Source organism: Mycobacterium sp. E796 (genome assembly GCF_001672815.1).
GTDB lineage: Bacteria > Actinomycetota > Actinomycetes > Mycobacteriales > Mycobacteriaceae > Mycobacterium.
Genome location: NZ_LZKK01000143.1, coordinates 1 through 11,130 on the forward strand (window position 1 = coordinate 1; position 11,130 = coordinate 11,130).

General features: G+C 68.6%; 12 protein-coding genes and 2 pseudogenes. 3 read left to right on the forward strand and 11 right to left on the reverse strand.

All coding sequences use genetic code 11. The annotated features are described in order from the left end of the window. The 7 genes and pseudogenes from A5706_RS10860 to ctaD all read right to left on the reverse strand — a co-directional run. A pseudogene (locus A5706_RS10860) lies at window positions 1-265 on the reverse strand (class I SAM-dependent methyltransferase); the annotation flags it as partial. Between the two features lie 39 nt (window positions 266-304). Further along, complete coding sequence (locus A5706_RS10865) at window positions 305-1,288, reverse strand: class I SAM-dependent methyltransferase (protein WP_068130064.1); 984 nt, start codon at window positions 1,286-1,288, stop codon at window positions 305-307. A 22-nt stretch (window positions 1,289-1,310) separates the two neighbouring features. Continuing rightward, a pseudogene (locus A5706_RS10870) lies at window positions 1,311-1,982 on the reverse strand (enoyl-CoA hydratase); the annotation flags it as partial. Further along, on the reverse strand, window positions 1,979-2,812 hold the full coding sequence (locus A5706_RS10875) for an NUDIX hydrolase (RefSeq protein WP_068130067.1): 834 nt from the start codon (window positions 2,810-2,812) through the stop codon (window positions 1,979-1,981). The pseudogene A5706_RS10870 and the gene A5706_RS10875, both read right to left, overlap by 4 nt. After that, the gene (locus A5706_RS10880) at window positions 2,809-3,684 is read right to left on the reverse strand and encodes an ABC transporter ATP-binding protein (protein ID WP_068130070.1); all 876 of its coding nucleotides are present in this window, start codon (window positions 3,682-3,684) and stop codon (window positions 2,809-2,811) included. The genes A5706_RS10875 and A5706_RS10880 overlap by 4 nt, the downstream gene beginning before the upstream one ends. A gap of 52 nt (window positions 3,685-3,736) precedes the next feature. Continuing rightward, window positions 3,737-4,972: a phosphoserine phosphatase SerB gene (gene serB / locus A5706_RS10885; protein WP_068130072.1), complete on the reverse strand. Its 1,236-nt coding sequence runs from the start codon at window positions 4,970-4,972 to the stop codon at window positions 3,737-3,739. Window positions 4,973-4,987: 15 nt separating this feature from the next. Beyond that, window positions 4,988-6,748 (reverse strand): cytochrome c oxidase subunit I, encoded by a 1,761-nt coding sequence (ctaD, locus tag A5706_RS10890; RefSeq protein ID WP_068130087.1) that lies wholly within the window; start codon window positions 6,746-6,748, stop codon window positions 4,988-4,990. Window positions 6,749-6,893: 145 nt separating this feature from the next. On the opposite strand from ctaD, the gene A5706_RS10895 reads away from it, so the two are divergent. Both A5706_RS10895 and A5706_RS10900 read left to right on the forward strand, forming a co-directional pair. Beyond that, the gene (locus tag A5706_RS10895) at window positions 6,894-7,982 is read left to right on the forward strand and encodes an iron-siderophore ABC transporter substrate-binding protein (protein WP_156767059.1); all 1,089 of its coding nucleotides are present in this window, start codon (window positions 6,894-6,896) and stop codon (window positions 7,980-7,982) included. 77 nt (window positions 7,983-8,059) lie between these two features. Then, entirely contained in the window at window positions 8,060-9,100 is a 1,041-nt protein-coding gene (locus tag A5706_RS10900) for an NAD(P)-dependent alcohol dehydrogenase (protein WP_068130078.1), read from the forward strand. Here the strand turns inward: A5706_RS10900 and A5706_RS10905 are convergent. Then, on the reverse strand, window positions 9,089-9,505 hold the full coding sequence (locus A5706_RS10905; protein WP_068130090.1) for a DUF3349 domain-containing protein: 417 nt from the start codon (window positions 9,503-9,505) through the stop codon (window positions 9,089-9,091). The genes A5706_RS10900 and A5706_RS10905 overlap by 12 nt on opposite strands. A 189-nt stretch (window positions 9,506-9,694) precedes the next feature. Beyond that, entirely contained in the window at window positions 9,695-9,907 is a 213-nt protein-coding gene (locus tag A5706_RS10910; RefSeq protein ID WP_068130081.1) for a CsbD family protein, read from the reverse strand. A 150-nt stretch (window positions 9,908-10,057) separates the two neighbouring features. On the opposite strand from A5706_RS10910, the gene A5706_RS10915 reads away from it, so the two are divergent. Further along, a complete protein-coding gene (locus tag A5706_RS10915; protein ID WP_068130083.1) occupies window positions 10,058-10,294 on the forward strand; it encodes an ANTAR domain-containing protein in 237 nt (78 codons plus the stop codon). 126 nt (window positions 10,295-10,420) lie between these two features. Here the strand turns inward: A5706_RS10915 and A5706_RS10920 are convergent, their stop codons facing one another. Together A5706_RS10920 and A5706_RS32180 are read right to left on the reverse strand one after the other, a co-directional pair. Then, window positions 10,421-10,912, reverse strand: a complete 492-nt coding sequence (locus A5706_RS10920; protein WP_068130084.1) for a hypothetical protein — start codon at window positions 10,910-10,912, stop codon at window positions 10,421-10,423. 74 nt (window positions 10,913-10,986) lie between these two features. Beyond that, window positions 10,987-11,130, reverse strand: a 144-nt coding sequence (locus A5706_RS32180; RefSeq protein WP_197517805.1) for a peptide-methionine (R)-S-oxide reductase, incomplete at its 5' end; no start/stop codon positions are given.

Consider the following 11,130-nt stretch of genomic DNA (forward strand, 5'->3'; position numbering starts at 1 on the left):
CCTGCTGCAGCGCCTCGTCGGTGAACAGCCAGCCGGAGACCTCCAGCTGCCCGAGTTTGTCGGCGGCGCGGCGGCGCAGCAGCGTCGTCTCGACCAGCACCGGCGCCCGGTCGCCGAACCGGGCGCGCACGGCGGCGATGTCCGCGACCCGCGTCACGTCGGTCAGCTCGAATTCGGCGACGGCGTCCAGCGCCGCGGTACCCGGTTCCGAGCGTAGGTAGCTGACGTCGTCGGTGCTGATTCTGATTGCCCGACTCCTCCTCACGCCGCTACGCGGCCCGCATCATCGCCGGGCGGAGCCCACTCAGGAGGGTTTGACCCCGGTCACCATCACGTTGTAGAACCAGCCCTTCGGCACCACGTGCCGCCACACGTTGGCGTCCACCCAGCTCAGCGTCTTCCAGCCGTTGAAGGCGAATTTCGCCCAGCCCCAGCCGAGCCGCCCCGGCGGTACCGCGCACTCGAACGTGCGAAGCGGCCAGCCGAGCATCGCGGCGGTGAACTCGACGGTGGCGGTCCGGACGTCGACGGCGCCGGCGCCCTTTGCCATCCGCTCCAGGTCTCCCGGCGCGAACGTGTGCAGGTCGACGAGGGCCTCCAGCGCCGCCGCGCGCGACGACTCGTCCAGCTCGGCCTGCGGGCGCCGCCAGCCGCCCAGGCCGGGCAACCGAGTGACGTTGGTGACGACCCGCCAGGTCAGGGTCGAGAGGGCGCGGGCGTAGACCTCGCCGGCATTGCTCGGCTCACCGGCGAAGACGAAGCGGCCGCCGGGACGCAGCACCCGGACCACCTCGCGCAGCGAGAGCTCGACGTCGGGGATGTGGTGCAGCACCGCGTGGCCGACGACCAGGTCGAACGTGTTGTCCTCGTACGGGATGCCCTCGGCGTCGGCGACGCGGCCGTCGATGTCCAGGCCCAGCGATTGGCCGTTGCGGGTGGCGACCTTGACCATGCCGGGCGACAGGTCGGTGACCGACCCGCGCCGCGCCACCCCGGACTGGATCAGGTTGAGCAGGAAAAAGCCTGTCCCGCAACCTAATTCGAGCGCACGATCGTAGGGCAGCTCCCTGAGCACCTCTTCCGGCACGGTGGCGTCGAAGCAGTCCCGGGCGTACTCGACGCACCGCTGGTCGTAGGAGATCGACCATTTCTCGTCGTAGTTCTCCGCCTCCCAGTCGTGGTAGAGAACCTGGGCCAGCTTGCTGTCATGCCGCGCCGCCTCCACCTGCTCTGCGGTGGCATGCGGGTTGGGAACGGCGTCGCCTGAGATCCCGGTACTCGTCGTCATGCAGGGCAGCCTAATCGGCGTCGGGTAGCCGATCGAAAACGGCGTTGATTCTGGCCTTGGCCACGGCCAGCGCCTGCGCCGGCCCGTCGAGGAAGCGGCGCGCCCACGCCGCCGCGGCGTCGTAGACGTCGTCGGGGGCCACCATCTCGTCGATCAGGCTCAGCGCCAGGGCCTCTTCGGCGTCGAAGAAGCGCCCGCTGAACACCAGTTCCTTGGCCCGGCTCGCGCCGGTGACGCGCGCCAGCCGGGTCATCGCCCCGCCGGCGGGGATCAGGCCGGCCAGGATCTCGGTGGCGCCGAACTTGACATTGTCGCCGCTGACCCGCCAGTCGGCGGCCAGGGCCAGCGCCAGGCCGGCGCCCAGCGCGTAGCCGGTGATCGCGGCCACGGTCGGCTTGGGGATCGCCGCGACGGCGTCCAGGGCTTCCTGTCGCACCCGGGCCGCGGTCTCGGCCTCGCCCGCGGTCAGCGTTTGCAGCTCGGGCGCGTCGTCGCCGGCGGAGAAGATTTCGTGGCCGCCGAACAGGATCACGGCGGCGACGTCGGCGCGGCGCCCCAGCTCGTCGGCCGCGGACACGATCTCGCGGTAGACCTGCCGCGTCATCGCGTTGGTGGGCGGCCGCGACAGCAGCAACATGGCCAGGCCGGCGTCGCGCGACCCGTCGCTGACCACGACGCTGACGAATTCCCTCAATGCCGCCACCCCATGCCGCCCGCCTCGCGGGCCTGGTGGTAGCGGTCGGAGTCGAAGAACTCGAAAATCCAGTTGTCGCCCTGGATTTCGAGGTGCGGCTGCACCGTGACGATCTGGCGCTCGACGGACAGCACGTCGGCGACGGTGCGGCCGGCCAGCGAGTCCAGCTGCGTCCAGGTCGGCGGCAGCAGGAAGCACCGGCCGTGGGCGAAGTCGTCGATGGCGGCCTGCGGCGTCGTCCAGCCCGCCCGGTCGGACTCGGTGTTGCGCCCGTCGGCCCGCTGCCCCTCCGGGAGCGCCCCCACAAAGAAGTAGGTGTCGTAGCGGCGGGTGCGCTCGGCCTCCGGGGTCACCCAGTTGGCCCAGGGCCGCAGCAGGTCCGATCGCAGTTCCAGGTTTTCGCGGCGCAGGAAGTCGGCGAAGGACAGCGTCCCGTCCGACAGCGCGCGGCGCGCCTCGCCGTACACCGACGCGTCGCCCACGATCCCATCGGGGTCCCCCGCCGGTCCCGCGAACAGCACTCCCGATTCCTCGAACGTCTCCCGCGCGGCGGCGCAGACCAGCGCCTCGGCCAGGTCGGGTTCGATGCCGAACCGCTGCGCCCACCACTGCGGCGGCGGCCCGGCCCAGGCGATATCGGCGTTGCGGTCGCGGTCGTCGACGCCGCCGCCGGGGAACACCATCGTCCCCGCCGCGAACTCCATCTTGGCGTGCCGGCGCATCAGGAAGACCTCTAACCCGGTTCCTGAGCCCTTCGGCTCGGCGCGGACCAGCATCACGGTCGCCGCCGGTCGCGGGACCAGGGGCGGCGGATCCTGCGGTGTAGTCATAGCTGCCTCCGGTGGGCCGCGCGGGTGCGGACTCGCCGGGCGAAATAGCGCCCGTCGACGACGTCCAGGGCGATCGACTGGCCGAACGCAGCGGACAGGTTCTCGGCCGTCAGCACGTCGGACAGCAGGCCCGCCGCGACCACCCGGGCCTCCGACAGCAGCATGCAGTGGCTGAAGCCGGGCGGCACCTCCTCAACGTGGTGGGTGACCAGCACCAGCGCGGGCGCGTCGGGGTCGGCGGCCAGGTCGGCCAGCCGGGCCACCAGCTCCTCCCGGCCGCCCAGGTCCAGGCCGGCCGCGGGCTCGTCGAGCAGCAGCAGCTCCGGGTCGGTCATCAACGCGCGGGCGATCAGCACCCGCTTGCGCTCCCCCTCCGACAGCGTGCCGTAGGTGCGGTCCGCGAGGTGCTCGGCGCCAAGGCTTTCCAGCATGTCGATCGCCCGGCGGTAGTCGACGTCCTCGTAGCGCTCGCGCCAACGACCCAACACCGCGTAGCCCGCCGAGACGACGAGGTCGCGCACGACTTCGTCGGTGGGGATCCGCTGCGCCAGCGCCGACGAGCTCAGCCCGATCCGTGACCGCAGCTCCGACACGTCGACCCGGCCCAGCCGCTCGCCGAGCACGAACGCCACGCCCGACGACGGGTGCTCGCTCGCGGCGGCGATGCGCAGCAATGACGTCTTGCCCGCGCCGTTGGGGCCGATGATCACCCAGCGTTCGTCGAGTTCCACGGCCCAATCCAGCGGTCCGACCAGGGTGCGTCCATCGCGCTGCAGCGACACGTTCCTGAAGTCGATCAGCAGATCGGGGTCCGCTGCCTCGTTAGTTTGGTCGGTTCCACCCTCGGATTCTCTCGAATCCTCGGGCTTCACCTCCGACTTCCGTTTTCGGGCACCCGCTCATCGTGCCGTACCGCGGTCACCACTAGTCGGGCGGGATCTCCACGCGGCGCACCTGGCCGTCGACCGCGTCGGCGGCCTCGATCTCGCTGCGCGTCACGCCCAGCAGAAACAGCACCGTGTCCAGGTAGGGATGGCTCAACGACGCGTCGGCGACCTCGCGCAGCGCGGGTTTGGCGTTGAACGCCACCCCCAGCCCGGCCGCGGCCAGCATGTCGATGTCGTTGGCGCCGTCCCCGACGGCGACGGTCTGCTCCATCGGCACCCCAGCCTGTTGCGCGAATTCCCGCAAGGCCTGCGCCTTGCCGGCCCGATCGATGATCGGGCCGGTGACCCGCCCGGTGAGCGTGCCGTCGACGATCTCCAGTTCGTTGGCGGCGACGTAGTCCAGCGCCAGCTCCTCCGCCAGCGGCTCGATGATCCGTCTGAAGCCGCCGGAGACCACGCCGCAGCGAAAACCCAAGCGCCGCAGCGTGCGCAGCGTCGTGCGGGCGCCGGGCATCAGCTCCAACTGGGCGGCGACCTCGTCGATCACCGTGGCGGGCAGGCCTTTCAGGGTCGCCACCCGCTGCTCGAGCGACTGCGCGAAGTCGAGCTCGCCGCGCATGGCGGCCTCGGTGATCGTCGCGACCGCGCCCTGCGCGCCCGCCCGCGCGGCCAGCATCTCGATGACCTCACCCTGAACCAGCGTCGAGTCGACGTCGAACACGATGAGCCGCTTGGCGCGACGCTCCAGGCTGTAGCCCTCGACCGCGATGTCGACGCCCTCGTCGCCGGCGACGCGCGACAGCGTGTTGCGCAGCGGCCCGTCGGCGCCGGGCGGCACCGACACTCGCAACTCCAGGCCGGTCACCGGGTAATCGGAGACACCACGAATGAGGTCGATGTTGACGCCCAGCGCGGCCGCTTCCCGCGCCACCGCGCCGAACGCCCGGGCCGTGATCGGACGGCCGAGCACGAAGATGGTGTGGGTCGACGGATCCCGGATGATCGGGACGTCGTCGCTGGGTTCGATGCTGACGTCGAGACCCTTTGCGCGAATGGCGGATTCGACGTCATGGCGCAGCGCGGGGCCGTCGGCGACCTCGGGCGGGCAACACAGCAGGACCCCGAGCGTCAGGCGCCCGCGGATCACCACCTGTTCGACGTTGAGCAACTCCACCCCGTGCCGCGACAGCACCTCGAACAGCGCCGACGTCACGCCTGGCTGATCCACGCCGGTGACGGTGATCAGCACCGACACCTTGAGTGGTGAGTTCACTCCCGGCAGCCGCCGCTACTGGTCGGCGGTCGAGCGATCGGGTTCGGTCCGCGGACCGAAGCCCTTCGGCGACTCGAGCGCCGTCGCGTGGCGGCCGACGTGCGCCTCGGCGCGCAGCCGCTCCACCATGTGCGGATAGTGCAGCTCGAATGCCGGGCGCTCCGAACGGATTCGGGGCAGCTCGGTGAAGTTGTGCCGCGGCGGCGGGCAGCTGGTCGCCCACTCCAGCGAGTTGCCGTAACCCCACGGGTCGTCGACGGTCACGACCTCGCCGTAGCGCCAGCTCTTGAACACGTTCCACACGAACGGGAACATCGACGCGCCCAGGATGAAGGCGCCGATCGTCGAGATCACGTTGAGCGGGGTGAAGCCGTCGGTGGGCAGGTAGTCGGCGTAGCGGCGCGGCATGCCCATATCACCCAGCCAGTGCTGCACCAGGAACGTGGTGTGAAAGCCGATGAACGTCAGCCAGAAGTGCAGCTTGCCCAGCCGCTCGTCCAGCAGTCGGCCGGTCATCTTCGGGAACCAGAAGTAGATGCCCGCGAAGGTGGAGAACACGATGGTGCCGAACAGCACGTAATGGAAGTGCGCGACCACGAAATAGCTGTCGCTGACGTGGAAGTCCAGCGGCGGGCTGGCCAGCAGCACCCCGGTCAGACCGCCCAGCAGGAAGGTGACCAGGAAGCCCATCGAGAACAGCATCGGCGTCTCAAAGGTCAACTGGCCCTTCCACATTGTGCCGATCCAGTTGAAGAACTTGATCCCGGTCGGCACCGCGATCAGGTACGTCATGAACGAGAAGAACGGCAGCAGAACGGCTCCGGTGGCGAACATGTGGTGCGCCCACACCGCGACCGACAGCGCCGCGATCGAGAGCGTCGCGTACACCAGCGTGGTGTAACCGAAGATCGGCTTGCGGGAGAACACCGGGATGATCTCGGACACGATGCCGAAGAACGGCAGCGCGATGATGTACACCTCGGGGTGGCCGAAGAACCAGAACAGGTGCTGCCACAAGAGGACTCCGCCGTTGGCCGGGTCGTAGACGTGGGCGCCCAGGTGGCGGTCGGCGGCAAGGCCGAACAGCGCCGCGGTCAGCAGCGGGAAGGCGATCAGCACCAGGATCGACGTCACCAGGATGTTCCAGGTCATGATCGGCATCCGGAACATCGTCATGCCCGGCGCGCGCATGCAGACCACCGTGGTGATCATGTTGACCGCGCCCAGGATGGTGCCCAGGCCGGCGACCGCGAGGCCCATGATCCACAGGTCACCGCCGGCGCCAGGCGAATGGATCGCGTCGGACAGCGGGGTGTAGGCGGTCCAGCCGAAGTCCGCCGCACCGCCCGGCGTGATGAAACCGGCGGTAGCGATCAGGGCGCCGAACAGGAACAGCCAGAACGAAAACGCGTTCAGCCGCGGGAAGGCGACGTCCGGCGCGCCGATCTGCAGCGGCAGCACCAGGTTGGCGAAGCCGAACACGATCGGGGTCGCATAGAACAGCAGCATGATCGTGCCGTGCATGGTGAACAGCTGGTTGAACTGCTCGTTCGAGAAGAACTGCAGGCCCGGCGACGCCAATTCACTGCGCATCAACAGCGCCAGGAACCCGCCCAGGAAGAAGAAGATGAAGCAGGCGACGCAGTACATGATGCCGATCATCTTGTGATCGGTGGTGGTGATCAGCTTGTAGATGAGGTTCCCTTTGGGACCCGTCCGGGCCGGGAACGGACGGACGGCCTCGAGTTCACCCAGCGGGGGGGCTTCGGCTGTCAACAGCTCCTCCAAACATCCGTATCGGGAAGGGCCCGAACCCAGTACTGCTCCGAATCTTAGCCTTCCAACAACTCGCCGTCAGGGGCAGTCCTACAAACTGTCGTAAACGGCTGCGAACTCGCCGGATGTTAGCGTCGGACTCGTGCTGGCAAGCCGATCGACCGTGGCCGCAGCGGTTCTGGCCCTGGCCGTCCTGGCCTGCGGCGCGTGCGGTGCCGGCGGTGCGGGCACCAAGGCGTCGACCCGGTCCCTGGTCACGCCCACCACTCAGATCGCGGGCGCCGGCGTGCTGGGAAACGACCGCAAGCCCGACGAGTCGTGCGCGCGCGACGCCGCCGCGGCCGATCCCGGGCCGCCCACCCGGCAGGCCCGCAACGCCGCCGGCGTCACCCCCGACACGGTCGCCGTCCCAGCGGAGCCGCAGCGCATCGTGGTGCTCGCCGGCGACCAGCTCGACGCCCTGTGCGCGCTCGGCCTGCAGTCGCGGGTGGTCGCCGCCGCGCTCCCGGACGGGTCGTCGGGCCAGCCGTCGTACCTGGGCGGTGCGGTGCACGGCCTGCCGGGCGTCGGCACCCGCACCAATCCCGACCTGACCGGTATCGCCGCGGCCCACCCCGACCTGATCCTGGGATCGCAGGGCCTGACTCCCAAGCTCTACCCGCAGCTCGCCGTGATCGCCCCGACCGTGTTCACGGCGGCGCCCGGCGCGGCCTGGGAGGCCAACCTGCGTGGCGTCGGCGCCGCCACCGCGCGCACCGGCGCCGTCGACGCCCTGATTGCCGGGTTCACGCAGCGGGCCACCCAGATCGGCACGGCGCACGACGCGTCCCACTTCCAGGCGTCGATCGTGCAGCTCACCACCACCACGATCCGGGTGTACGGGGCGAACAACTTCCCGGCCAGCGTGCTCGGGGCCGTCGGGGTGGACCGGCCGGCCGCCCAGCGGTTCACCGACAAGCCCTACATCGAGATTCCCGCCACCGACACCGACCTCGCCAAGAACCCGGATCTCTCCGCGGCGGACGCCGACGTGGTCTACGTGTCGTGCGCCACCCCGGCCGCCGCGGATCGCGCCGCCACCGTGCTGGACAGCAACCCCTGGCGCAAGCTGTCCGCCAATCACGACAACAGGGTCTACGTCGTCAACGACGAGGTATGGCAAACCGGGGAGGGCCTGATCGCGGCCCGCGGCATCGTCGACGACCTGCGCCTGCTCAACGCCCCGATCAACTAGCCACCCACCGATTGGCCCGAGAACTTTACCTTAGCTAAACTTCTGTAGGACGCATCGAAACTCGAAGAGGGATATTCATGAGCACTGTTTCGGCGTACGCCGCCACCTCGGCGACCGCACCGCTGACCAAGACCACCATCGAGCGCCGCGACCCCGGCCCGCGCGACGTCGCCATCGACATCAAGTTTGCCGGGATCTGCCACTCGGACATCCACACCGCCAAAGGCGAATGGGGCGTGCCGAATTACCCCGTGGTCGTCGGGCACGAGATCGCCGGCGTGGTGACCGAGGTGGGCGCCGAGGTCACGAAGTACAAGGTGGGCGACCACGTCGGCGTGGGCTGCATGGTGAACTCCTGCGGCCAGTGCAGCAGCTGCAAGGCCGGGCTCGAGCAGTACTGCAAGCCGGGCGCGACCTTCACCTATAACTCCATCGACAAGGACGGCACGCCGACGCAGGGCGGCTACAGCCAGGCGATTGTCGTCGACGAGAACTTCGTCCTGCGCATCCCCGACTCGCTGCCGCTGGACAAGGCCGCGCCGCTGCTGTGCGCCGGCATCACGCTGTTCTCGCCGCTGCGGCACTGGAAAGCCGGCAAGGACACCCGCCTGGCGATCATCGGCCTGGGCGGCCTCGGGCACATGGGCGTCAAGCTGGGCGCCGCGATGGGCGCCGAGGTGAGCGTGTTGTCCCAGTCGCTGAAGAAGATGGAGGACGGCCTGCGCCTGGGCGCCAGCCACTACTACGCGACGGCCGACCCCGACACGTTCCGCAACCTGCGCGGCAGCTTCGACCTGATCCTGAACACGGTGTCAGCGAACCTGCCCCTCGATGACTACGTGAACCTGCTCGACGTCGACGGCACGCTCGTCGAGCTCGGCATCCCCGAACACCCGATGCAGGTGCACGCTTTCCCGTTGGCGCTGGCGCGGCGCAGCCTGTCGGGGTCCAACATCGGCGGGATCGCCGAGACGCAGGAGATGCTGGACTTCTGCGCCGAGCACGACGTGACGCCCGAGATCGAGGTGATCGAGGCGGCCTACGTCAACGAGGCCTACGAGCGGGTGCTCGCCAGCGACGTGCGCTACCGCTTCGTCATCGACATCTCAACCCTGTGAGGCGGCCTCTTCTCGCCGGCAGGCAACCTCCTCGGCGGCCTCCCCGTGCTCGTCGCCGGGACAAACTTCGCTGACCTTGATTCCGGCCAGCGGCCAGCCGGCGGAAGCAAGCGTGGCGGCCACCCGGATGATGTTCTCCCGGCCGGGGTCGTGGTGGGTGGTCTTGGTGATGAACTCGGAGATCTCGTCTTTGGTGATCGGCCCGTCACCTTCGGCGCGGTGCTTGGCGATGACGTTTTCCACCACTTCTTCCAGCTGATCCTGGGTCAGTGGTGTGCTCCTGAGCAGGGCGAACAGGGCCACCTGGTCCGGCCCGGGAACGCCCTGCGGGTACCCGACGTCCAGCCAACGGATCACTGACTTGAGAAACTTGGCGTGCTTGTGGTTCGCGTGGGTTGAAGTCACCCAATAAGTCTCACGTTGGCGCGCTTCGGGGGCCTCGCAGCCGACCCACAATTCATGCGCCGTTCACGACGCGAACATCTTGCCCTTTCAGTCCACTTTTTTATGAAGCCTCGACGGGGATAGCGTTTTCGCAGCCGAGGGAGACCAAGAGGTGCGTCACCGCCGCCGAGCCGGCCGTGACACTGCGTGCTAAATCTGCCAGCGCCGTCGAAGCGTCGCCCGACGCCGTCGCGGCCGGAAGGCGTCCTTGACCTTTTCGCCGGCGTCTCGCAGGTGGGCCGCGCGCTGATCGGCCCGGCCCTCGGCCTCCAGCGCTGGATCGTTCATCGCACGGCCGATGGCCGCTTTGGCCTTGCCGGTGATCTGGTCGACTTTGTTCCGGGCTTTATTCGCACCGCTCACTGGCGTGTCCTTCCCCTCCCGGGTTCCGAATCGTGCGCTAGGACGCGGTTACCCCGTTTCGGTCCGGCCCACCCAAGGCTTCCATTCATGAAATCGAAGGAGGACAATGGGGTGTCTGCAGGGGCGGCTTTGAATTGATTGGTCAACTTAATGATTGCGACCGCCCATCCGCGCCCGGTCTGGCCCGCGGATTCCGTTGTCTGGCAGGCCACGGGCATCATCATGAACCGCTTCGATCTCGGCACCGAGCAAGCCCTGGACGTGCTCCGCAGAATGTCACAGCGCTGCAAGCGGCCCATGTGGCGGGTCGCCGAGGAGGTAATCCGCCACAACGACCCCGTCCGGGCATTCCAGCGCCTTGAAGAGGACGGGCTGAACCCCGATTGACCCCTGACGCTCACTCTCGATTACGTTGCGCGCCAGCGGATTTAGCAGTCCCAGTCCTCGTCCTCGGTGACGACGGCCTTTGCCACCCCCGGCGGCATTTGCCGCATCAACCGATCCCGCGCCTGCTTAGCAACTGTTCTCCTCGCGCAGGGCTTGCATCGCCAAGTTGTTGATCAACTGCCGGCCGGCGGCAGTGCGCAACTGAGGCAGCATCGCGGAGACGACACCGGCGGCGGTGAGCGCGAGGCGTACCAGACCGTCGGGCGCCGTGGCGGCGTCGCGGAGCACCGCATACTCGGCGCTTGGATCCCCCGAATGTTGTGCCATGGACATCCGGGCCACGAGCCGGTTGTCACGGTCGAGACCGATCTCGTCGTCGGTCGACGCCAAGGCCAGGGTTTCGCCGATTTCAGCGACTTCGTCCGGGTCGCAGAGCTGAGCCACCAGTTGCCACAGGATCGACACGGTGGCGCGGATCAGCTGTGGCAGCCGGCCAGCCGGGATGACTTCATCGTCGACGATGACGCGCATGCCCGCTTCGTCGCCGCGCTCGCCGTGCTGGATGAGCGCCAATGCGCGACGGAAGTCCACCGCGCCCACACTGTCGTCACTGCTCATTCCACACATACTGCCCGCCCTGAGTTTGGCGGTAGCGGCGGGCAAAGTCTGTACGACGACGGAACTTAGTCGGCTCACAGGGCCTGGAAGGTCATTGCGACGCCGTTCATGCAGTACCGCAGACCGGTCGGCTGCGGTCCGTCGGTGAACACGTGGCCGAGGTGGCCGCCGCATTGGCTGCAGAGAACTTCGGTGCGCATCATGCCCAGACGCCAGCC

Coding starts and splice junctions, on each gene's coding strand:
- A5706_RS10915 (WP_068130083.1), top strand. CDS start 10,058: ATGATTGCGACCGCCCATCCGCGCCCGGTCTGGCCCGCGGATTCCGTT.
- A5706_RS10875 (WP_068130067.1), bottom strand. CDS start 2,812: ATGACTACACCGCAGGATCCGCCGCCCCTGGTCCCGCGACCGGCGGCG.
- A5706_RS10900 (WP_068130078.1), top strand. CDS start 8,060: ATGAGCACTGTTTCGGCGTACGCCGCCACCTCGGCGACCGCACCGCTG.
- A5706_RS10865 (WP_068130064.1), bottom strand. CDS start 1,288: ATGACGACGAGTACCGGGATCTCAGGCGACGCCGTTCCCAACCCGCAT.
- A5706_RS10920 (WP_068130084.1), bottom strand. CDS start 10,912: ATGAGCAGTGACGACAGTGTGGGCGCGGTGGACTTCCGTCGCGCATTG.